Source organism: Arthrobacter sp. MDT2-3, from assembly GCF_059090465.1.
Map to the genome: position 1 here is coordinate 654,790 of NZ_JBNHFS010000001.1, position 22,887 is coordinate 677,676.

Below are 22,887 nucleotides of genomic sequence, written 5' to 3' on the forward strand. Positions count from 1 at the left end.
CAGCTGCTGTGACCCTAATCTCATCAGTACAACTACTTCGACCATGCCGGTAGCACCCCGCGCACGCATGGCCAACGCAACACCCACTACCCATGCCTCCCGGGAGGAAACCCATGACTGCTTCAGTGAACGTGCCCCTCAATTCACGCGGAAAACTCGCTGCGTCCCTGCCTGCCGAGCAGTTGGCAGAAATCAGCGCGCTGTTTGAGTTCCGGCGCACCGGCTACTCCCTCGATGCCCCCTTCTACACCGATCGATCGATCTTCAACATCGACATGGAGGCCATTTTCGGCCAGCACTGGATCTTTGCCGCCAGCACCGCCGAACTGCCGGAGCCGGGCGACTACGTCACTGTCGACTACGGGCCCTACTCCCTGATTGTGCTGCGCAACGATGACGGCGCCGTCAATGTCCTGCACAACGTATGCCGCCACCGCGGCGCCCGCGTCCTCACCGAAGCTGCCGGGTCAACCGGAAACCTGGTCTGCGGCTACCACTCCTGGACATACTCCCCGGAGGGCAATCTGATCCATGCCTCCGCGCCGGGGGAAACGAAGTTCGACAAGAGCTGCTTCGGCCTCAAACGCGCCCACGGCCGCGAGGTCGCCGGACTCATCTTCGTCTGCATCGCTGATGAACCGCCGACGGACTTCGACGAAACCGCAAAGATCTTTGAGCCCTACCTGGCGCCCCACGATCTCTCGAAGACAAAAATTGCCTACCAGCAGAACATCATCGAAGAGGGCAACTGGAAGCTCGTCATGGAGAACAACCGTGAGTGCTACCACTGCGACGGCCACCCTGAGCTCGCCTGCTCCCTCTTCCCCACCTGGGGCCTGACGGAGGGCCTGATCCCGCCCCACCTTGAGGAAGTGTGGAACCGGAACAAGGACGCCCAGTCCTCCCTTGAGGAGCGTTGCCGCCGCTACGGCCTTCCCTATGAGGTGGTCGAGCAGCTTGACACCCGCATCGCGGGAATCCGGATCTCGCGGGAATCACTCGATGGAGAGGGTGAATCATTCTCCGCGGACGGGCGGCGGCTTTCCAAGAAGCTACTGGGCGACCTGCCCGATTTCCGTCTTGGCCGCTGCTCGATGCACCTGCAGCCCAACAGCTGGTTCCACTTCCTCGGCGACCACGTGATCACGTTCGGTGTCTTCCCCATCAACGAACACCAGAGCCTCGTGCGCACCACCTGGCTGGTGGCTGACGACGCCGTGGAAGGCGTCGACTACGACCTGGAGAAGCTCACCTACACCTGGAAGCAAACGAACCTGCAGGACAAGGCGTTCGTGGAGCTGTGCCAGCAGGGTGCCGGCAGTCCCGCCTACGAGCCCGGTCCCTACATGAAGAGCGAATACCAGGTCGAGGCATTCATCAACTGGTACGTGCAGCGCGTGCAGGAGCACTTGGCATGATCGAACTCCTCACCGAAACGGCCATCCAGGAACCACAGCGTATCCGCGGTCTTGAGATGCCGTGGAACAGGGTGATGGGAAGCCCGGAGGCACCTGCCCGGGCAGCCCGTGCGCTGGGCCCATGGCACCCGCAGGAGTTTATGGCCGAATGTGTCGAGACCGTTCCCGAGGCCGGCGCCATGATGACCTTCGTGTTCCGGCGCTGCGACGGTGCGCCGCTGGCGTTCCGTGCCGGCCAGTACGTCAACGTCGCATTTCCCGTCAATGGCGAGGACCAGGAACCGGTGGACCGCAGCTACTCGCTGTCCAGTTCGCCCACCGAGCCCTGGACCTTCAGCATCACCGTCAAGTGCGACCCCACGGGATTGGTCTCGCCCTGGGTGCACGAGAACGTCAAACCCGGCACCGTCCTTGAGATGCTCGGACCGGTGGGAGCGTTCCACCTGCCCGATGCCGACCGGCGGGCACGGTATCTCCTGCTTGCTGCCGGCGCCGGCATCACTCCCATCATGTCCATGGTCCGGACCATCCACTCCCTGCCCGGACACGCCGATGTTGTGGTGCTCTACCACGGCTCGGATGCTGGAGGCTTTGCCTTCCACCGGGAACTGGCCTACATCGCCTCCGTGGACTCCCGCTTCAAGGTCCACTATTCCCTGGGCGACCGCAGCGTACCGGAGGGGTGGGAAGGGCTCAAAGGAAGGCTGACGGCGGCCATGCTCGAGGAGGTGGCCCCCGATGCCAACGGCCGGCAGGTGTACGCATGCGGTCCCGAGGGTTACCTGAACACCGCCACCGAGCTCCTCAACAAGGTCGGCGTCGATGACACTTCCATTTACATCGAGTTCTTCTCCGGAGACCGCCAGACCCTCCTTGAATACCAGCAGGAAGTGTCACTTGCCGCCGACGTCGCGGAGGAGATTGCCGAAGAAATCGCCGAATCCGCCGAGGACTACTACGAAAGCCAGCCCGCCGCGTTCGGGCTCTATGAGCCCGGCTACGACGCCGACGGGACGCTGCAGGCCTCAGGGCTGCCGCTGGAAACCGCCCACCCGGAAGCACCCGGCTCCACCCCCGCCGTCGACAGCCCGGGCATGGAACCGGAAGCCGGTTCCCCTGACGCCTCCACCTTCAGCACGGTGGGAACAGGGAGCCTCACCATGTCCTTCATGCGCACCGGCATCAATGTCCGGATCGACCCCACCGAACACATCCTCGAGGCGGCCCAGCGCGCCGGCGTCAGGATCGGCGCGAACTGCAAGGAAGGCATGTGCGGCTCCTGCAAGGTCGTCAAGCTTTCCGGAGAGGTCGAGATGAACCACCAGGGCGGGATACGGGCGCGGGAAATCTCAGCAGGCAAGTTCCTGCCCTGCTGCTCCACCGCGCAGACGGACCTCGTTATCGATGCCTGACCCTTCTGCCGGCCCACTGTCAGCGCAGCCGAACCCCTGAAATAGGGCTTCAAACTTCGGAAAAACCTTGACAGGTGGCTGTGACTCGGGCCACTCTGTTGCTTATGGCGAGACGTGTTGTTCTTTACGGAACAGCCGCCGCGTTGGAAGCAAAGCTGACCTTGATCACTGAATGACAGGAAGCCCCGATCTTCCACCCGGTTTGGGGACGCCGGAGCACAGCGTGAGCCCATGAATTCAAACCAAAGGACTTGACATGGCTTTGAACAGCGACATCCGCACGGATGCCCAACCCCCCAACGAGCTGGAGGAGCCCAAGCTCGTTCCTGCACCGGAAAACTCCCCTTCCGCCCACGACTCCCACGACGCGGAGGACACCGAACAGATCATGCAGGAGCTTCGCCAGACCCGTTCCGAACAGGCCGTGGCTGAACGGCGGAACCGCAAGCTCACGCTCGACAAGGCCACCTTCGGTATCACCGGTGTCCTCGCCCTGGCCTTCGTGGCCTGGGGCTTCCTCGGCCGGGACAGCCTGGCCGCCACCTCAACAGCCGCCCTCGGGTGGGTGATGGAATACACCGGCTGGCTCTTTATGGTCCTGGCCTCGCTGTTCGTTGTTTTCGTCCTCTGGCTGGCACTGGGCAAGTGGGGCAACATCCCACTGGGCAAGGACGGCGAAAAGCCTGAGTTCCGGACCGTGTCATGGATCGCCATGATGTTTGCGGCCGGCATGGGCATCGGCCTGATGTTCTATGGTGTGGCCGAGCCGCTCTACCACTACATCTCCCCGCCACCGGGAACGGTGGACGGACGGACCCCCGCGGCCATCCAGACCGCCATGGCCACCTCCATCTTCCACTGGACCCTGCATCCCTGGGCGATGTACGCCGTCGTCGGCATTGCCATGGCCTACGGAACTTACCGCCTGGGCCGCCGGCAGCTGATTTCCGCGGCGTTCACGTCTCTATTCGGCATCAGGACGGTGGAAGGGCCGGTAGGCAAGTTCATCAACATCCTGGCAATCTTCGCCACGCTCTTCGGCACGGCGGCTTCCCTGGGTCTCGGCGCCCTCCAAATCGGCAGTGGCCTCAGTTCGAACGGCTGGATCGGCGAGATCGGTACCCCCGTCCTGGTGGCCATCGTTGCCATCCTGACTGCGTGTTTCGTGGCCTCGGCGGTGTCCGGCATCAGCCGCGGCATTCAGTGGCTGTCCAACATCAACATGGTCCTGGCTGTTGTCCTGGCGCTCATCGTGTTCATCGCAGGGCCAACGCTGTTCATCCTCAACCTCGTCCCGGCCGCGGTGGGCGACTACGCCAGGGACCTGGCCGAGATGTCCTCCCGCACCGAGGCCGTCGGTGACGAGGCCCTGCGCACCTGGATGTCCGGCTGGACCATCTTCTACTGGGCCTGGTGGGTGTCCTGGACGCCTTTCGTGGGCATGTTCATCGCCCGGATCAGCCGCGGCCGCACCATCCGGCAGTTCGTCACCGGCGTCCTGCTGGTACCCAGCATCGTCAGCGTCATCTGGTTTGGCATCTTCGGCGGAACGGCCTTCAAGATCCAGGAGGACGCGGATAAGGCAGGCACGGCCGGCCTCGTGTCCATGGCCAGCGGGTCACCGTCCATCGACTTTGACGGAGCCCTGTTCGACCTGGTGAAGAACATGTCCATGCCGGCCTGGCTGACCGCGGCGGTCATCGTCCTCGCCATGGTTCTGGTGGCCATCTTCTTCATCACGGGAGCCGACTCGGCGTCGATCATCATGGCGTCATTGAGCTCCAACGGATCCTCGGACCCGAAGCGCGGCCTGGTCATCTTCTGGGGCCTCCTCACCGGCGCGGTTGCCGCCGTGATGATGCTGGCCGGCGGAGACGAGCCTTCGGAGGCACTGTCCGGCCTGCAGCGCATCACCATCGTGGCCGCCCTGCCGTTCGTGCTGGTCATGCTGCTGCTCTGCTTCGCCCTGGTGAAGGACCTGCGCCGGGATCCGCTGTCCCTGCGGCGGCGGCTGGCTGACTCAGTAGTGGAGCGCGCCATCCGGACCGGCGTGGACCAGCACGGCGGCGTCCAGTTCGATCTCGTTACCAAGCATGAATGTGATCAGCGCTGTTCGGACGGCGGCCCCTGCGCCGCTTCCCCCGCTGACACCCCAGCCCCCGCAAAGAACCAGGAGTAAACCATGACCACAGTCCTTGAGGGCCGCCCCACCGGTAATGCGACCGTGGAGGCCGGCGACGTTGCCGGCGTCCGCGGTACCGACACCGTGCAGTACGTCCTTACCCTTGCGTGCCCGGAACGCCCCGGAATCGTCCGGGCCATCACCGCATTCCTCGCTGACCGCGGCTTCGACATCGTTGAACACCAGCAGTTCGATGACCACATGAGCGGCAAGCTCTACCTGCGCACGGCCTTCACCCCGGGGGACAACGAAGTTTCCGCGGAAGGCCTCAGCGCGGAGTTCGCTGCCGTCGCCGATGAGTTCGACATGGAATTCGCCATCCACGACGGCCGCCCCCAGCGCCTGCTGGTGATGGTCTCGAAGTTCGGCCACTGCCTCAACGACCTTATCTTCCGCTGGCGCGCCGGCAGCCTGGGTGCGGAAATCGCCGTCGTGGTGTCCAACCACGAGGACCTCCGCCCCATGGCGGAAGCCGCCGGCCTGCCGTTCATCCACGTCCCGGTCACGGCCGCTACCAAGCCCGAAGCCGAAGCGCGCCTGCTGGAACTTGTGGCCGAGTACAACGCCGACCTGGTGGTCCTTGCACGCTACATGCAGGTCCTGTCCAACGACCTGTGCGCCAGCCTCCGCGGCCGCGCCATCAACATCCACCATTCCTTCCTGCCCGGGTTCAAGGGCGCCAAGCCTTACCACCAGGCCTATGACCGTGGCGTGAAGCTCATCGGAGCCACCGCGCACTACGTCACCGCAGACCTGGACGAGGGCCCGATCATCGAGCAGGAAGTGTTCCGGGTGGACCACAGCCTGGACCCGAACGCACTGGTCACGGTAGGCAGAGACGCCGAATCCCAGGCATTGTCCCGCGCAGTTAAGTGGCACTCCCAGCACCGGGTCCTGCTCAACAACACCCGCACCGTCGTCTTCCGCTAACGCCAACGCCCACGCAAAACAGGAGAAACAACACTTATGAGCGCATCACCACGCGTTGTCATTATCGGCGCCGGCATTGTCGGAACCAACCTTGCCGACGAACTCGCCACCCGGGGCTGGACCAACATCATGGTGGTGGAACAGGGCCCGCTGGAACTTGCCGGCGGCTCCACCTCGCACGCACCGGGCCTGGTGTTCCAGAACAACCAGTCACGGACCATGACCGAATTCGCCACCTACACGGTCAACAAGTTCCTGTCGCTGAGCAAGGACGGCGAGTCCTGCTTCAACCAGGTAGGCGGCCTGGAACTGGCCACCACCCCGGAGCGGCTGGCCGATCTCCACCGCAAAATGGGCGTGATGACCTCGTGGGGAGTGGAAAGCCGGATCGTCGACGCCGATGAATGCGAAAAGATTTACCCCCTCCTGAACACCGGCAAGCTCACCGGCGGCCGCGAGGTCCTCGGCGGCCTGCTCATCCCCACCGACGGCCTGGCCCTGGCCGCCCGTGCGGTGCAGCTGCTGATCGAGCGCTCCAGTGAGGCCGGCGTGACGTACCAGGGCAACACCACCGTCACCGGCATCGCCCAGGAGGGCGGCAAGGTGACGGGCGTGGAAACGTCGGAGGGTTTGATCCCGGCAGACATCGTGGTCTCCTGTGCAGGCTTCTGGGGCCGTGAGCTCGGCAAGATGGTTGGCCTGGAGGTGCCGCTTCTGCCGCTGGCGCACCAGTACGTGGTCAGCACTCCGCTGCCCGAACTTGAAGGCGTCAACGAGCTTCCCAAGGGTGCCAGCAAGCCCATCCTGCGCTACCAGGACAAGGACCTGTACTACCGCGAATGGGGCAACCGCATCGGCATCGGCAGCTACGCCCACCGCCCCATGCCGGTGGACATGTCCGCCCTGCCGAAGGTCGCCGCAGAGGAAATGTCGGACCACCGCATGCCCTCCCGGCTGGAGTTCACCCTGGAAGATTTCCTGCCCGCGTGGGAGGACAGCCAGGACCTGCTGCCGGCGCTGCGCAGCTCCGCGATCGAGGACGGCTTCAACGGCATCTTCTCCTTCACCCCCGACGGTGGCCCGCTCATGGGCGAGGCGCCCGAGCTCGACGGCCTGTTCGTGGCCGAGGCTGTCTGGGTCACGCACTCGGCCGGCGTGGCCAAGGCAATGGCGGAGCTGCTGGTAGAAGGCCGGTCCCGCACGGACCTGCACGGCTGCGAGCTGACACGCTTCGAGAAGGTGCAGACCTCCGACGCGTATGTCAGCGAGACGTCCCAGCAGAACTTCGTGGAAATCTACGACGTCATGCACCCGCTGCAGCCCAGGGAATCCCCGCGGGATCTGCGCGTCAGCCCGTTCAATGTGCGGCAGAAGGAGCTGGGGGCGTTCTTCCTGGAGTCCGCCGGCTGGGAGCGGCCGCACTGGTTCGAGGCCAACCGCGGCCTGCTCGAGGAGCTGCCGGAGGAGTGGCAGACGCCCGAGCGGGATGCCTGGTCCGCCCTGTACTCGTCCCCCATCTCGGCTGCCGAGGCGTGGAAGACGCGTACCGCCGTCGGACTGTACGACATGACGCCGCTGAAGCGGCTGTCTGTGGTGGGCCCCGGTGCGCAGGATTTGCTGCACCGGGTCAGCACGGGCAACATTGCCAAGAAACCGGGTGCCGTGACGTACTGCCTGCTGCTGGAGCACGACGGCGGCATCCGCAGTGACGTGACCGTCGCACGGCTGGCGGAGGAGGAATTCCAGCTTGGCGTCAACAGCAACGTGGACTTCGACTACCTCCGGGTTGAGGCCCGCAAGCAGTCGGCCGCGGATCCCGCCCAGTGGGTGCACGTCGCCGACATCACCGGCAGCACCTGCTGCATCGGACTGTGGGGTCCGCTGGCCCGTGAAGTCATCGGCAAGGTCAGCGCCGACGACCTCACCAACGACGGCCTGAAGTACTTCCGCACCAAGGAAATCTCGGTGGGCGGCATCCCGGTCACGGCCATGCGCCTCTCCTATGTGGGCGAGCTCGGCTGGGAGCTGTACACCACCGCCGAGTACGGCCTGAAGCTGTGGGACCTGCTGTTCGAAGCCGGCCAGGAGCACGGCATCGTTGCCGCCGGCCGCGGGGCCTTCAACAGCATGCGGCTGGAGAAGGGCTACCGGCTGTGGGGCACGGACATGACGTCCGAGCACCAGCCCTACGAATCGGGCCTGGGCTTCTCCATTGCCAAGGACAAGACCGGGTTTGTGGGTGCCGAGGCCCTTGCTGCACGCAAGGAGCAGCCGGCCACACGGGCGCTCCGGTGCCTGACGGTCGACGACGGCACCTCCATCGTGCTGGGCAAGGAACCGGTGTACGTGAACGGGTCCGCAGCCGGTTACGTCACCAGTGCGGCCTACGGCTACTCGGTCCGCAAGCCGATCGCGTACGCCTGGCTGCCGGCGTCGGTTTCCGAGGGCGACGCCGTGGAGGTCGAGTACTTCGGCAAGCGCATCGCCGCGACGGTCTCTGCGGAACCGCTGTTCGATCCGGGCATGGAGCGCCTCCGGGGGTAACCCGCTGTCCAGAAACCGGGGGTCGCCGAACGGGTGGCCCCCGGTTTTACGCGTGCCCGTCGCATTGTCAGACCCCCTTGTCCATGATTGGTTTATGGGCAAAGCAGCCGTGGCGAAGGCGTTTGAGGACATCAATGCCGCTCTTGCTGTGCTCAATGCCGAAGCGGAGGGCTGGGGGTCGGAGGCGTTCTGCCCTGCTGATCCGTTGGCCGGCCTTGCGGACGGTTGCCTGGACATCCTCGCCGGGGGTGCCGGGGTCCAGGCCCGGGTGTCGGGACTATTGGCCAAGGCCACAGCGACGTACGCAGACACTGCCCGGGCTGCTGCTGCTCCGGACGCGCCCGTGCAGGGACAGGAAATGGCGATCGCGGCGGAAATCGGGTGCGTCCTGGCCCTCAGTGACCGGGCCGCCGGCGCGCTGCTGGCCGCATCCCAAGCCCTGACCAAGGAGTTGCCGCTGACACTGTCGGCACTGCAGTCGGGGACGATCTCCTGGCAGCACGCACTCGTCATGGTGGATGAAACGGCCAGCCTTGACATGGCCGGGGCCGCCGCCTTGGAGGACCACTTCCTGGACCCGGACACACCGGGACCGGCCGCCGCGGCCACGATCGGGGAGATGCCGGCGTACCGGTTCAAAACCAAGGCCCGGACCTGGCGGGAGCGCCACCACGCCGAGTCCATCGAAAAACGCCACGCCAAGGGCATCGCGGATCGGCGGGTAGAATACCGGCCTGATCAGGACGGAATGGCCTGGCTCTCCGCCTACCTGCCCGCAGACCAGGCGCTGGCGGGCTGGAACAAGCTCACCGCCGACGCAAGGGGACTACAGGGCCCGGAAGAGGCCCGGACCCTCACCCAGCTGCGAGCGGACCTCTACGGCAACCTGCTCCTCGGCGGAACAACCAACGGCGGTCCCGACACGGAGGCAGGAACAAATGCCGGCCCGTCATCGTCGATCCGCGCGCAGGTGCTGGTCACCGTGCCCGTGTTCTCACTGCTGGGCCTCACCGACGAACCCGCGATGCTCGACGGGTACGGACCCATCCCGCCGTCGATGGCGCGGCAGCTGGCCACAAATGGTGCGGGTTCGTTCTACCGGGTGCTGGTGGATCCGCGGGACGGGGCGCCGCTGGAAATCGGCCGCACCAGCTACCGCCTTACCAAAGCCATGAAAAAGGCACTGCAGCTCAGGGACGGCAAATGCACTTTCCCCGGCTGCAACAACCCATCCCTGGACAACGAGGCAGACCATCTTCAGGCCTGGCAACACGGCGGCCATACGGGCATCAGCAACCTGGCGCAACTCTGCCCCAAACATCACCGCCTCAAACATGCCACCGGCTGGACACCCACCCAAGCCACCACAAACCAACCACCCGGCTGGACCTCACCCACCGGCCGCCACTACAAAAGCGAACACCACGACTGGGAACCACCGCACTGGCCAGACCTGATGCAGTCTGCGCCCGTGGATCCGCCGCGCGGCGACGTGGATCTTGTGCGCATCGGTTTATCCCTCGGAGAAGACGGCATCGAGCGATTCCTGCACGCCCGGGCCAATTGAACCCTTGCAGCCACCTTCGGCTGGTGCTTGGCTGGTGGGATGGCTGATGAAGAGGTTTCCAAGAACATTCCGGACGACGAGCACCTGCGGCAGGACGTCGCACCAGAGTCCGAGGGAGAACCCCAAGGAGCTCCAGACAGCGGTTTTACGCCAGGACAAACGAATGCAGCGCAGCAGGTCGGCGGGCTTGCTTCGGCTACCGGCTACGGCAAAGACGTCGATCCCGAAGCGCAGCCTGACGGCAACAACCCCGTGTAAGCGAACCCAGTGACTAAACGGCGACGGCAACATTCGGCACCTGCCGGATGTCGCCGTCGCTGTTCTCGGTCTTGGAACTAGCCCACCGCGGCTGGCTCTGGCTCGAGCTCGCCGGTAGCGGTTGTGCCCGCGGCTTCCGCCGGGTGCGGGACGAAGCGGACGAACATGGCTTTGAAGCCGGGGGTGTTGGATTCGCGGGCGACGTTTTCCTTGTGGACCAGTACGTTGGCTTCCGGGAAGTACGCGGCGGCGCAGCCCTTTGCGGTGGGGTAGGCCACGAGCCGGAACTTGTCCGCCGTCCGGTCGTGGCCGCGGAAGGTGCTGACCACGTCCACGAGGTCCCGGTCCTGGAAGCCCAGCTCTGCCAGGTCTTCCGGGTGGATGAGGATGACGCGGCGGCCGCCCGAGATGCCGCGGTAGCGGTCGTCCAGGCCGTAGTAGGTGGTGTTGTACTGGTCGTGGCTGCGGATGGTCTGGAGGACCAGGTGACCCTCGGGAGGGGTGAGGTATTCCAGCGGGCTGACGGTGAACCGGCCGCGGCCGATGTCCGTGGCGAAGGAGCGGGTGTCCCGTGGCGGGTTGGGCAGCACAAACCCGTTCTTAGTCCGGACCCGGGCGTTGAAGTCCTCGAAGCCGGGCAGGACACGTTCGATGTGGTCCCGGATCACGTCGTAGTCCTCGGCCATGGCCTTCCAGTCCACGGAGTGGTCCGGGCCGAAGGTCGCCTCAGCCATCCGGGCCACGATGACCGGCTCGGCGAGGAGGTGCTCGGATACCGGGGTCAGCCTGCCCTGGGTGGAGTGGACCACGGACATGGAGTCCTCCACGGAGAGGAACTGGGCACCCTTGGGGTGCTTGTCGTCCTTGTCCGTCCGGCCGAGCGTGGGCAGGATCAGCGAGGTGCGCCCGTGCACGATGTGGGAGCGGTTGGGTTTGGTGGAGATGTGGACGGTGAGGCCGATCCGCTGCATCCCGGCTTCGAGGGTTTCGGTGTCCGAGCAGGCGAGGGAGAAGTTCCCGCCCATGGAGACAAAGACGTCCACCTCGTCGCGTTCGAACGCTTCCATGGCTTCGACGGCGTCGTAGCCGTGGTGCCGCGGGGAGGAGATGCCGAATTCGCTGTCGAGGGCCTTCAGGAGCCATTCCTTCGGTTTTTCCCAGATGCCCATGGTCCGGTCGCCCTGGACGTTGGAGTGCCCGCGGACCGGGCAGGCGCCGGCACCGGGCTTGCCGAAGTTTCCCTGCAGCAGCAGGACGTTGACCATTTCCTTGATGGTGTCCACCGAGTGCGGCTGCTGCGTCACGCCCAGGGCCCAGCAGAAGATGGTTGCCTTGGACTTAATGAGCATCCCGGCCACGGTCTCGATCTGTTCCCGGGACAGGCCCGTGGCTTTCTCGGTCTCTTCCCAGTCCAGCTCCTTGCGGGCTTCACGGTAGGCGTCGAACCCGTCGGTCTGGGCGGCGATGAAGGAATGGTCGACGACGGAACCCGGGTTCCGATCTTCCTCGGCCAGGAGCAGGTGGCCCAGGGCCTGGAATAGTGCCAGGTCCCCGCCGACCTTGATCTGCAGGTACTCATCGGCCAGCGGCGTGCCGCCCCCGACAACGCCGGAGACAGTCTGCGGATCCTTGAAGTTGAACAGGCCGGCCTCGGGCAGCGGGTTGACGGCCACCACCTTGCCGCCCTTGTCCTTGCATTCCTTCAGCGCGGAGAGCATGCGCGGGTGGTTGGTGCCGGGGTTTTGCCCCACCACGAAGATCAGCTCGGAATCATGGATGTCCTCCAGGGACACGGTGCCCTTGCCGATGCCGATGGTGGGGTTCAGTGCCGAGCCGGAGGACTCGTGGCACATGTTTGAACAGTCCGGCAGGTTGTTGGTGCCCAGCGCCCGCGCGAACAGCTGGTACATGAACGCGGTCTCGTTCGCGGTCCGGCCGGAGGTGTAGAAAACGCACCGGTCTGCCGTGGTGGCCCGGACGTGTTCACCGATCAGCTCGAACGCGTCAGCCCAGGAGATCGGCGAATAGTGCGTCTCGCCGGCGCGGATCACCACCGGTTCGCTCAGCCGGCCCTGGTTGCCGAGCCAGTACTCGGTCTTGGTGGAGAGTTCGGCGATGGAGTGCTTGGCCCAGAACTCGGCGCCCACGGTCCGCAGGGTGTTCTCCTCGGCCACGGCCTTGGCCCCATTCTCGCAGAACTCGGCCGCCTTGCGCTTCTTGTCCGACTCCGGCCAGGCGCAGCCCGGGCAGTCAAACCCGCCGCGCTGGTTCAGGCGCAGCAGCGACTGCGCCGTCCGGGTCACCCCGGCCTGCGCCACCGCACGCTCCAGCGCCACCATGACGGCCTTCACGCCCGCCGCCTCGGTCTTGGGCTTGTGGACGGAGAGTTCGTCCTCGTTGATGTCCGCGACGGGTGCGGGCTGCTTACCGAACTTCATTGTTCCAACTTCCTTACCGGCTTACGTAGTTCTGGCACCAGCAAAGGCGCACCAAGGTTCCTGGCGCGCCTTTGCTGAACACTTCTGTTACTTCGATGGCTACTGGTCGACCTTCGCCAGCGTCTCCCGCTCGGCGCCGATGGTGGTGTTGTCTCCATGGCCGGTGCGGACCACGGTTTCGGCCGGGAGCGGAAGCAGGCGTTCCCGGATGGAGGCCAGGATGGTGGGGTAGTCACTGTAGGAGCGCCCCGTGGCACCCGGTCCGCCGTTGAAGAGCGTATCCCCCGTGAAGACGGTCCCCTCGCTCTCCAGCAGGAAGCAGGTGGAGCCGGGGGAGTGGCCAGGGGTGTGGATTGCCCGCAGGCTTGCCCCGCCCACGTCGAACACGTCCCCGTCGGCCAGTTCCCGGTCCGGCTTTGAACCGGGGTAGACCTGCTCCCAGAGGACCAGGTCTTCCGGATTCAGGTAGATGGGGGCACCCACGGCGTCCGCGACCTCACGTGCCGCGCCAATGTGGTCGTTGTGCGCGTGGGTGAGGAGGATGGCCTGAACCTTCCGGCCCTGGACCTGGTTGATGATGGCCGTGGCATCGTGCGGCGAGTCAATGATCACGCATTCGGTGTCGTTACCCACGATCCAGACGTTGTTGTCCACGTCCCACGTGCCGCCGTCGAGCGAAAAGGTGCCCGAGGTGACCAGATTCTCGATCCTAACGCTCATGCCGACGCTCCCGCCGCGGGGATCTCAACAACCGAGCGCAGGACCTTGCCCTCGTGCATCCTTTCGAAGGCTTCCTCCACTTGGTCGATGGTGATGCGCTCCGACACGAAGGCGTCCAGGTCCAGGTTGCCCTGCTTGTAGTGGCTGACCAGCATGGGGAAGTCACGGGAGGGCAGGCAGTCGCCGTACCAGGAGGACTTCAGCGACCCGCCCCGGCCAAAGACGTCCAGCAGCGGCAGTTCCAGCTGCATGTCCGGCGTCGGGACACCCACCAGCACCACCCGGCCGGCGAGGTCGCGGGCGTAGAACGCCTGCTTGTACGTTTCAGGGCGGCCGACGGCGTCAATCACCACGTCAGCCCCGTTGCCGCCGGTCAGGGCCCGGATGGCCTCAATGGGGTCTTCCTTGCTGGAGTCAATGCCGTGGGTGGCGCCCAGGGACTTGGCCATCTCCACCTTGTTCGCGTCAATGTCCACGGCAATGATGGTGGTCGCGCCGGCCAGTTTGGCCCCGGCGATCGCGGCGATGCCCACGCCGCCGCAGCCGATCACAGCCACGGATTCGCCGCGCTTGACTTCACCGGTGTTGATCGCCGCACCGATGCCGGCCATGATGCCGCAGCCGAGCAGCCCGACGGCGGCAGCATCAACCTCGGGGTCCACCTTGGTGCACTGTCCCGCCGCGACGAGGGTCTTCTCGGCGAACGCACCGATGCCCAGGGCGGGCGAGAGCTCCGTGCCGTCCTCCAGCGTCATCTTCTGGGTGGCGTTCGCGGTGTTGAAGCAGTACTGCGGCTGGCCCTTGGCGCAGGCACGGCACTCGCCGCACACGGCACGCCAGTTCAGGATGACGCGGTCACCCGGGGCGACCGACGTCACGCCGTCACCGACCGCACTGACCACACCGGTGGCCTCATGGCCCAGCAGGAAGGGGAAGTCGTCGTTGATGCCGCCCTGCTTGTAATGCAGGTCCGTGTGGCAGACCCCGCACGTGAGGATATCCACAAGCGCCTCGCCCGGGCCCGGATCCGGGACCAGGATGGTCTCCACCGACACTGGAGCGTTCTTTTCCCTGGCAATGACTGCCTTGACTTTATGAACCATTAGCTGGGGTGTCCTTTCCTAGTCCCGGGACTCTAAGGGGGTGCCCCGGGCAGTTCGTTCGGCCCGAGTTCAGCCCGACTTCTTATTCTCGTGCCTCAGGCAGAATGGCGGATAGTCGACCTGTTCACTGCATGCGTATTGCGTATTACACAACAGGATGCACATCGCGCGTACTCGAAAATATGTCAGGCGTCACGCGGGGTGTCAATAGACGTCCGAGTACTGCGCGGGGCCAGCTGCTAACGGAAGCCAGGTTTCGCTGTTGCGTGCAACGTAAATCCGTCAGGTGCAACAACTGCAACCCACGCACCCTGTTGGCGCCTGCGGGCGGCCTACCTGCCGCGAGTCCATGGATCCCCTTTAGACGGCTCAGTAAAGACCATTGACTGTGGTCCCCATCACGCTTAGTCTAATGCAACAGCGTTGCGCTGAATGCAACCCCAACAATTTGGTGGATCCATGAGTAACGAAACCTCCTCCCCCGCCCGCGGGCGGCGCCCTGGCCCGGAGCTGAATGGCAGCCAGTCAGGCTCTACGCCCGGCGCTGGCACGCTGGGCGGGAACCAACCTGAACTTGCAGACAACGCCGTCAGCAAGGAAACGCGGCGCCGGGTCATCGCCGCCAGCTTCATCGGCAACTTCGTCGAATGGTTCGACTACGCCGTCTACGGCTACCTGGCCGTCACCATCGCGACAGTCTTCTTCCCGGAGTCCGATCCCCAGACCGGGCTTCTCCTGACCTTTGCCCTTTTTGCGATTTCATTCCTGGTGCGCCCACTGGGCGGTTTCGTCTGGGGCCACATCGGCGACAAGGTGGGCCGCCGGACCGCACTCTCCCTTTCGATCCTGATCATGTCCGGAGCGACCTTCTGCATAGCGCTGATTCCGGGCTACGACACGATCGGTATCTGGGCGCCCCTCCTGCTCCTGATGATCAGGGTGGTCCAGGGCTTCTCCGCGTCGGGTGAATACGCCGGAGCATCGGCCTTCCTGGTGGAATACGCCCCCGCCAACAGGCGCGGCCTCTACGCCGCCGTGGTCCCGGCCAGCACCGCCGCCGGCCTGCTCCTCGGCTCACTCATCGCCGGCCTGCTGACAACCCTGCTGTCAACCGAAGCGATGCACAGCTGGGGCTGGCGGCTGCCGTTCCTGCTGGCCGCCCCAATGGGCCTGATCGGCCGCTACATCCGGACCAAGCTCGAGGACACCCCCGTGTTCCGCGAACTGGCCGCCGAGGACCAGGCCGCCAAGGCACCGGTGTCCAGCCTCTTCCGGAACCACTGGCGGCAGTTGCTGCAAGCGGTCGGGGCCGTGCTGCTCAACGCCGTCGGCTTCTACGTGATCCTCAGCTACATGCCCACGTACCTGTCCTCGGAGCTGGGCCTGGGTGAAACCGAATCATTCCTGGCCACAACCATCGCGCTGGTCACGTACATCGGTTTTATCTTCCTCACGGGCATGCTCTCGGACCGGTACGGGCGCAAGAAAGTGCTGATCAGTGCATCGGTTGCCTTCATCGTCCTTACTGTCCCCGCCTTCGCGCTGCTGGGGACCGGGAACTTCCTGGTGATCGTCCTGGTCCAGATCCTCCTGGGCGCCATGCTCACCCTGAACGACGGCACGCTGCCCAGCTTCCTGGCGGAAATGTTCCCCACCCGCGTCCGCTACAGCGGCTTCGCGGTCAGCTTCAACCTCTCCAACGCCCTTTTCGGCGGTACCGCCCCGTTTATGGCAACGCTGCTGATCGCTGCCACAGCCAGCGACCTGGCCCCGGCCTGGTACCTGGTGGCTGCCGCCGTCGTCTCCCTGATCGCCGTGGCCCTGTCCAGGGAAACCTGCAAAGAGCCCCTGCGCCACGAATAGCTTCCCTCCCAACCAACCGCACTGAAGAAATGCACCACAGAAAGGCATCACCACGATGACCATCACCACCGAGAACGCAACCACCGTCGCCGAACTGGAGCGGACGAAGGTCCTCAAGAACGGCGAAAAAGTCGCCCTCACCTTTTCCGATGCAGAGTTCGAACGCAGGATCGCCGGGCTTCGCCTGATCATGGCGGAAAAGGACCTCGACGCCGTCGTCCTCACCAGCTACCACTCCATCAAGTACTACTCCGACTTCCTTTTCACCACCTTCGGCCGCTCCTACGCCATGGTGGTCACCAAGGATGACACCGTCAGCGTCACGGCCAATATCGACGCCGGGATGCCTTGGCGCCGAAGCTACGGCGACAACATCGTCTACACGGACTGGCGCCGCGACAACTACATCTTCGCCATCCAGGAAGTCCTGCGCACCCGCGGCATCAACCCGCGCCGCCTCGGCGTCGAGGACGACTCGCTGCCGCTGGACAACCGCAACAAGATCCAGGCCGCATTCCCGTCCGCAGCCCTCGTGGACGTCGCCCAGGCAGCCATGCGCCAGCGCATGATCAAGTCCGCCGAAGAAATCGAGGTCATCAAGCACGGCGCACGCATCGGCGACCTCGGCGGCGAGGCCATCCGCAACGCCATCACCGCCGGGATCACCGAGTACGAGGTGGCGCTGATCGGCACCGAGGCCATGGTGCACGAGATCGCCCGGACCTTCCCGAATTCCGAGATTCGCGACACGTGGGTGTGGTTCCAATCCGGCATCAACACCGACGGCGCGCACAACTGGGCCACCACCCGGAAAATCCAGGAACACGACATCCTGTCCCTGAACTGCTTCCCCATGACCTCCGGCTACTACACGGCCCTCGAGCGGACGCTGTTCTACGGCGAACCGGATGCCCGCTCGCTGGAACTGTGGAACATCAACGTCGAGGTCCACAAGCGCGGCCTTGAGCTGATCAAGCCCGGTGCGGTGTGCAAGGACATTGCCGCTGAACTCAACGAGATCTACGTCGGCTACGGCCTGCTGGCCAACCGCACCTTCGGCTACGGACACTCCTTCGGCGTCCTGAGCCACTACTACGGCCGGGAAGCCGGGCTGGAACTCCGCGAGGACATCGACACGGTGCTCGAACCGGGCATGGTGGTGTCCATGGAACCCATGATTACTGTCCTCGACGGCCAGCCGGGCGCCGGCGGTTACCGCGAACACGACATCCTGGTGGTGGGGGAGGACGGCGCGGAGAACATCACCAAGTTCCCGTTCGGGCCCGAGTACAACATCATCGGCGCCTAGTCCCGCCAGGCCCGTTCCCTGGCATCGAAGGCGCGGCCAGGGAACGCGGCCATGAACCCTAACAGGGCCCAAACCGGAAGCGGCGTCATCATCATGGCGCCGCTTCCGGCACCCGCTAAGGAATGATGGGTAACACCATGAGCGCAACAGAACCCGAGACCACAGGCAACGGCGACAGCAAGGGCGCCTCCGTGATCGTCAACGCGATCGCCGTCCTCCGCACCTTCACCGCGGACGAGCCACTGCTGGGGGTCACCGAGATCGCCAACCGCGTAGGGCTGCATAAGAGCACCGTCTCGCGGATCCTGGCCACCTTCGAACAGGAACACCTGGTGGAACGTGACGCCGAGACCCGCCGCTTCCGGCTGGGACTCGGTCTGATCGCTGTGGCCGGCCCCCTGCTGGCGGAACTGGAGGAGCGGCGGGTCGCTTACCCCGTGCTGCGCGAGCTGTCGGAGCAGACCGGCGAAACCAGCGCCCTCATGGTCTGGAGCGGTGACGAATCCATTTGCGTCGAGCAGATCGCCAGCCACCACCAGATCAAGCACACCACCCCGCTGGGCGCCCGGTATAACGACGCCCTCAGCGCCTCGGTGCAGGTGTTCCTTGCGCAGGAACCCGAAGGCCGCGTCCGTTCCCTCCTTAGCAGCGGTGCCATCACCTACCCCGGTTTGGACGAGTCGAGCCTGGACGCCTACCTGGTCCGCCTGAAGGACGACCTCAAGCGTGGCTGGGCCATCAACTACGGGGAAACCTCCATCGACGAAGTGGGCCTGGCAGCACCCGTTTACGATCATCGCGGCGAAGTGGTGGCTGCCGTCCTGATCCCGGCGCCACGGTTCCGGGTGTCCCAGGACCGGCTAAAGGCGCTCGGCGAATCCTGTGCCGCCGCGGCAGCCAAGGTCACTGCCCGGCTGGGCGGCAGGGCGCGCGGGGCCGCCACGTAGACTGGCAGGATGCGGTTGGTAGCAAGTGACATTGACGGAACGATCCTTGGGCACGATGGAAAGATCAGCGACCGCACCGTCCGCGCCTTCCACGCCTGCCGTGACGCCGGCGTCGAACTCGTTTTTGTCACCGGCCGGCCGCCGCGCTGGTTGCACCCCCTGCAAGACCAGCTCGGCCATACCGGAACCGTCATCTGCTCCAACGGGGCCGTGGTCTGGGACCTCGAGGCTGAACAACTCGTGTCCGCCCGTACCCTGGCCATCGACGCCGTGCTGGAGATCCGCCGCATCATCAAGGAGCTGCGCCCGGCCGCCCTCTTCGCCGCGGAGACACTGACAGGCTTCCACCTCGAACCCGGCTTCATCGAAAACGGCTCCTCCGAACTGCTCTCGGAATTCACCCCGGCGCCGCTTGCCGAAACCCTCACCACGGACGACGCCGTCGTGAAGTTCCTCGCGATTGTCCGGGAGGGGACCGCCGATGATTTCCTGGCGGAGGTGAGGCCCGCCGTCGAACATCTGGCCGCTGCCACGCACTCGTCGCCCGGCGTCTCCATGCTGGAGTTGTGCCTGCCCGGCGTCAACAAGGCCGTGACGCTGGCGGAGTACGCCGCCGCGCTGGGCATCGACGCCGTCGACGTTGTGGCGTTCGGGGACATGCCTAACGACATCGAGATGCTCCGCTGGGCCGGCCATGGCTACGCGATGGCCAGCGGCCACCCGGAGGCAATCCGCGCCGCCGGGCAGCAGGCACCCCATTTTGACGACGACGGCGTGGCCCAGATCCTGGAGGCCCGCCTGGCGTCGCTGGGCGTCAAACTTCCCTGATCCCGCTGGACAGCGGCTAATTTCCAGCTGACGCTCACCTTGTGTTCACTTTTGCTCCCTACCGTGGAGCAAGGGGGCCAAGAGTTCCCCTTTCGGCTCAAGGGGTAATGATGGCAAAAAACGTCAAGCACAACGCAGTTGATGTGCCGCTGCGCAGGGCAACGCCCGCGCCGCATTGGAAGCAGTTGCGCCAGGGCGACCGCGTCCGCGTGGTCTTCACGCCCGGCTTCGAGAGCGGCGGCCTGGTGGACGCCATCACCGGCGACCACACCGCAGTGTGGATAAACCTCGACGGCGGCCGCGGCCGCACGCTGCTGCACTGCAGCGACGGCGTGGAGATCCTTCCCGAAGAGGATTAGGCCGGCCGTACCCGGCTCCGCGTCCCGGCGGCTCCGGTACGCTCGCAGGGTGAGTTTGCCGTTCTTCAGCAGCCCGGACAATACCGGTCACCAGCCGCCTGTCGCCATGGCCCACCGGGGCTTTTCCCGGGAGGGGCTGGAAAATTCGATGGCAGCGTTCCGCGCCGCCGTCGACCTCGGCTACCGCTACCTGGAAACCGATGTGCACACCACGGCGGACGGCGTGGTGCTCGTCTTCCACGATGACACCTTGGACCGGGTAACCGACGGGCGTGGGCGGATCGCCGCGCTCACCGCCGCTGAGGTTGCCGGCGCGCGGATCAGTGGACGCGAGGCGATCCCGACTTTTGATGATGTGGTCACCGGGCTGCCCGGGGCCCGTCTCAATGTTGACGTCAAGGACTGGAACTCCGTCCGGAGCCTCGCTGCCGCCATCGAACGCCACCAGGCCCACTCCCGCGTCCTGGTCACCAGCTTCTCGGACCGGCGGCGACGGGCGGTGCTGAAGCTGCTGAGCCGTCCGGTGGCGTCATCGGCCGGAGTGGTTCCGGTGGCTTTGTTTACGGTGCTCGGCCGGGTGCTTCCAGGACCCGCCTTCCGCTGGCTTATGCGCCGGGTCCTGCACGAGGTCCAGGCACTCCAGGTTCCCGTGCGGCGCAGGATGATCGAAGTGGTGACGCCCGGTTTTGTCCGCCGCGCGCACGCCTTGGGTCTGGTGGTCCACGTTTGGACAGTCAATGAGCCCGCGGAAATGCGCCGCCTGCTCCAGCTCGGCGTGGACGGCATTGTGACCGACCGCGCAGACCTCCTCCGGGACGTGTTGCAGGAACGCGGCGAGTGGCCGGGGCCGCCGGAGGCCTAACCCCTGCCTGTACTGGTGGAGGGGTCCTGGTCGCCCTCGGACGGATCTGCGCGCAGCTCATCCGGGTCACCTTCCGGCAAGCCTGCGGAACCTGGAACGTCGCGGGGAACCCCTGCCGTGCCGCCCGTGAATGCGGACGCAGTGCCGGCCAATCCGCTTGCTCCGGTCCCGGTGGTGCCGGGAGCCTCCGACCCTGTTTCTGCCTCCTCCGCTTCCCCTTCCTCGACGTCCCCGCCGAGGGGAGCTTCGGAGACCGGGCCCGGGGCCGCGCCGGCCTTCAGGCCGGGAGCCTTTTGCTTCTCCGCCTCCATGGCGTTGGATCCCTCGCTGAGGGAGGAGTGGACTTCCACGTCATCATTGGGATCCGAGGGGTCCGGAACATGCAGTTTCTCAGTGGGCTTGCTCGTTCCTGCCAGGTCCTCCATGGCGTTCTCTGCTGCCTTGCCGATGCTGTCGCCGATACCCATGTGACTGCTCCTTCTGACATTGCGTGCCGGGCGCCCCCAGTGGACTTCCGGAACATTACCCTTCCAGAATTATCAGCATGCTTACAATTAGTCCAGAGCTGGGGTTACGAGACCACAGCCCGGCACAGGAAGGACGAGTATTGTGAGCAGCTACCATCCGGAAAACGATCCCGCCAACCCTGACCAGCCTGGCAAGAATCCGCCGGGCCCTAGCGAGGCGGGTGCGGCCCAACAGGGCGGGCGGGACTCTGCCGGCTCGGCGAATCCGGACCCGGCGGCAGGCAACGTAACGGGGCTGGAGCCAGGCGGGGGAGTGCCGCCAGGTGAGACTCCTCCGGCGGAAGACCAGATGAGCGCCGACCAGGGGCACGATGAATAAACCGTCCGCCACGAACGGCCCGGCGGACACGGATAGACAGCGCCGGGCCGGCGCTTAGGTTCCAGCCATCCGCGGGCCCTGCCGGTCCCAGCGGCAGCCGATCGTCAGAGGGAGTCTTCGGATGGGGTGCTGCCGCCGGACTTCTCGGGCCCGACGAGTTGCCGCTTGAGCCCGTCCATATCGAGGCGGGAGTTCCAGCTTGCCCAGTCCTGGGGCCGGACGGACGGCCTGCCCAGCAGGTAGCCCTGGCCGGCACTGATGCCAAGTTCCGTGAGGACCTCGAGTTCGCCGACGGTCTCGATGCCCTCCGCCACCAAGGTGGTGCCGATCTGCCCGGCGAAGTCCACGAGGCAGGCGACCATGGCCCTCTGGATGCCGTCCTTGTCCACGTCCCCAATGACATTCCTGCCAACCTTCAGGAAATCCGGCCGCAGGTGCACCATCCGGCTCAGCGCACCGGCCTCCGGGTGCGTGTCGTCAACGGCGATACGCAGGCCCTTGTCGCGCAGCGGGCTAACGGCGGCGATGAACTGCGGGTACTCCTCATCGCTGATGGTCTCCGTCAGTTCCAGCACCACCCGGCTGATGGGAAGGTCAATGTGCTCGAACAGTTCCGGCAGGCGCGGGTCCAGGCATGAGGTGGGTGAAATGTTAAGCGAAACGTACAGGTCTTGGGGGAGATCCCTGGCTGCAGCAGCAGCAGATCCGAGAGCCGAAAACTCCAGGTTCGCGCCCAGGCCCACCGCCGCCGCCTCCGCAAACCAGAGTTCCGCGGCAGCGCCATCGTCGCTGACAAAGCGGGACAGTGCCTCCACTCCCACAACCGATTCTTTCGCGAGCCCGTAAATGGGTTGGAAGGCCGTCATCAGCATCTGGCTGTCAAGCAAAGCACTGATGCGTGACATGCTTCGAATCGCATCAATCTGTTCGGCGAGTTTCGGCGGGATGGCGATGGATTCCAGGCGCATTTTCCTGGCGCTGTCCAGCGTCTCAATCGTGTTGGCGTCGCTGCGCCGGGTTTCGAGGAGATACTCCAGCAAAGCCCGCTCGGGCACGCCCGGATTCTCGTCGAGACTGTTGCTAAGGCGCTGCCGTACAGCGGCCCCGGATGGATCCGAGTCCGCCAAAACAGCGGCAATGATTCCCCACGCCTGTACACGAACCGACATTAGCTACGCCCCCAGTTGACGAAGTAATGACCCATTGGCCCTTTGTTGTTCAATTTCCAACCGCTTCTGAAGTCCCGTGCTGCTGATCAGCCGCGACATCCACGGCGACGAAAATCAGACCCAGCACGATGA

General features: G+C 65.2%; 19 protein-coding genes. 14 read left to right on the plus strand and 5 right to left on the minus strand.

The genetic code is table 11. The features are described from left to right. Positions 1-113: 113 nt before the first annotated feature. The 7 genes from AC5RUQ_RS03015 to AC5RUQ_RS03045 all read left to right on the plus strand — a co-directional run bounded on the left by AC5RUQ_RS03015 (position 114) and on the right by AC5RUQ_RS03045 (position 10,311). Positions 114-1,418, plus strand: a complete 1,305-nt coding sequence (locus AC5RUQ_RS03015; protein WP_493945921.1) for an aromatic ring-hydroxylating oxygenase subunit alpha — start codon at positions 114-116, stop codon at positions 1,416-1,418. Then, positions 1,415-2,830 carry a ferredoxin reductase gene (locus AC5RUQ_RS03020; RefSeq protein ID WP_493945922.1) on the plus strand — a complete coding sequence of 472 codons (1,416 nt, stop codon included), beginning with the start codon at positions 1,415-1,417 and terminating at the stop codon, positions 2,828-2,830. Before AC5RUQ_RS03015 ends, AC5RUQ_RS03020 begins: the two co-directional genes overlap by 4 nt. Positions 2,831-3,086: 256 nt before the next feature. Further along, the gene (locus AC5RUQ_RS03025) at positions 3,087-5,009 is read left to right on the plus strand and encodes a BCCT family transporter (protein ID WP_493945923.1); all 1,923 of its coding nucleotides are present in this window, start codon (positions 3,087-3,089) and stop codon (positions 5,007-5,009) included. A 3-nt stretch (positions 5,010-5,012) separates the two neighbouring features. Further along, positions 5,013-5,942, plus strand: a complete 930-nt coding sequence (purU, locus tag AC5RUQ_RS03030; RefSeq protein ID WP_493945924.1) for a formyltetrahydrofolate deformylase — start codon at positions 5,013-5,015, stop codon at positions 5,940-5,942. A 36-nt stretch (positions 5,943-5,978) separates the two neighbouring features. After that, the gene (locus AC5RUQ_RS03035) at positions 5,979-8,486 is read left to right on the plus strand and encodes a GcvT family protein (protein ID WP_493945925.1); all 2,508 of its coding nucleotides are present in this window, start codon (positions 5,979-5,981) and stop codon (positions 8,484-8,486) included. A 94-nt stretch (positions 8,487-8,580) separates the two neighbouring features. Further along, complete coding sequence (locus tag AC5RUQ_RS03040) at positions 8,581-10,053, plus strand: HNH endonuclease signature motif containing protein (protein WP_493945926.1); 1,473 nt, start codon at positions 8,581-8,583, stop codon at positions 10,051-10,053. A 39-nt stretch (positions 10,054-10,092) separates the two neighbouring features. Continuing rightward, entirely contained in the window at positions 10,093-10,311 is a 219-nt protein-coding gene (locus AC5RUQ_RS03045) for a hypothetical protein (RefSeq protein ID WP_493945927.1), read from the plus strand. A 77-nt stretch (positions 10,312-10,388) separates the two neighbouring features. On the opposite strand, the gene AC5RUQ_RS03050 is transcribed toward AC5RUQ_RS03045, so the two are convergent. The 3 genes from AC5RUQ_RS03050 to AC5RUQ_RS03060 all read right to left on the minus strand — a co-directional run bounded on the left by AC5RUQ_RS03050 (position 10,389) and on the right by AC5RUQ_RS03060 (position 14,572). Then, positions 10,389-12,749, minus strand: a complete 2,361-nt coding sequence (locus AC5RUQ_RS03050) for an FdhF/YdeP family oxidoreductase (RefSeq protein WP_493945928.1) — start codon at positions 12,747-12,749, stop codon at positions 10,389-10,391. Positions 12,750-12,848: 99 nt separating this feature from the next. After that, positions 12,849-13,469, minus strand: coding sequence for an MBL fold metallo-hydrolase (locus AC5RUQ_RS03055; protein WP_493945929.1), 621 nt, complete (start codon positions 13,467-13,469; stop codon positions 12,849-12,851). Further along, positions 13,466-14,572: an S-(hydroxymethyl)mycothiol dehydrogenase gene (locus AC5RUQ_RS03060; protein ID WP_493945930.1), complete on the minus strand. Its 1,107-nt coding sequence runs from the start codon at positions 14,570-14,572 to the stop codon at positions 13,466-13,468. The genes AC5RUQ_RS03055 and AC5RUQ_RS03060 overlap by 4 nt, the downstream gene beginning before the upstream one ends. Positions 14,573-15,031: 459 nt before the next feature. On the opposite strand from AC5RUQ_RS03060, the gene AC5RUQ_RS03065 reads away from it, so the two are divergent. The 6 genes from AC5RUQ_RS03065 (at position 15,032) to AC5RUQ_RS03090 (ending at position 20,740) form a co-directional block, all read left to right on the plus strand. Beyond that, positions 15,032-16,435: an MFS transporter gene (locus AC5RUQ_RS03065; RefSeq protein WP_493945931.1), complete on the plus strand. Its 1,404-nt coding sequence runs from the start codon at positions 15,032-15,034 to the stop codon at positions 16,433-16,435. A gap of 55 nt (positions 16,436-16,490) precedes the next feature. Beyond that, positions 16,491-17,744, plus strand: a complete 1,254-nt coding sequence (locus AC5RUQ_RS03070; RefSeq protein ID WP_493945932.1) for an aminopeptidase P family protein — start codon at positions 16,491-16,493, stop codon at positions 17,742-17,744. Between the two features lie 137 nt (positions 17,745-17,881). After that, entirely contained in the window at positions 17,882-18,691 is an 810-nt protein-coding gene (locus AC5RUQ_RS03075; RefSeq protein WP_493945933.1) for an IclR family transcriptional regulator, read from the plus strand. 9 nt (positions 18,692-18,700) lie between these two features. Beyond that, complete coding sequence (locus tag AC5RUQ_RS03080) at positions 18,701-19,519, plus strand: HAD family hydrolase (RefSeq protein ID WP_493945934.1); 819 nt, start codon at positions 18,701-18,703, stop codon at positions 19,517-19,519. Positions 19,520-19,629: 110 nt separating this feature from the next. Continuing rightward, on the plus strand, positions 19,630-19,878 hold the full coding sequence (locus AC5RUQ_RS03085) for a hypothetical protein (protein WP_493946385.1): 249 nt from the start codon (positions 19,630-19,632) through the stop codon (positions 19,876-19,878). A 49-nt stretch (positions 19,879-19,927) separates the two neighbouring features. Then, on the plus strand, positions 19,928-20,740 hold the full coding sequence (locus AC5RUQ_RS03090) for a glycerophosphodiester phosphodiesterase family protein (protein WP_493945935.1): 813 nt from the start codon (positions 19,928-19,930) through the stop codon (positions 20,738-20,740). On the opposite strand, the gene AC5RUQ_RS03095 is transcribed toward AC5RUQ_RS03090, so the two are convergent. Next, complete coding sequence (locus tag AC5RUQ_RS03095; RefSeq protein ID WP_493945936.1) at positions 20,737-21,207, minus strand: hypothetical protein; 471 nt, start codon at positions 21,205-21,207, stop codon at positions 20,737-20,739. The genes AC5RUQ_RS03090 and AC5RUQ_RS03095 overlap by 4 nt on opposite strands. Positions 21,208-21,349: 142 nt before the next feature. On the opposite strand from AC5RUQ_RS03095, the gene AC5RUQ_RS03100 reads away from it, so the two are divergent. Then, complete coding sequence (locus tag AC5RUQ_RS03100; protein ID WP_493945937.1) at positions 21,350-21,586, plus strand: DUF6480 family protein; 237 nt, start codon at positions 21,350-21,352, stop codon at positions 21,584-21,586. A 104-nt stretch (positions 21,587-21,690) separates the two neighbouring features. On the opposite strand, the gene AC5RUQ_RS03105 is transcribed toward AC5RUQ_RS03100, so the two are convergent. Further along, a complete protein-coding gene (locus AC5RUQ_RS03105) occupies positions 21,691-22,755 on the minus strand; it encodes an EAL domain-containing protein (RefSeq protein ID WP_493945938.1) in 1,065 nt (354 codons plus the stop codon). Between the last annotated feature and the right edge of the window lie 132 nt (positions 22,756-22,887).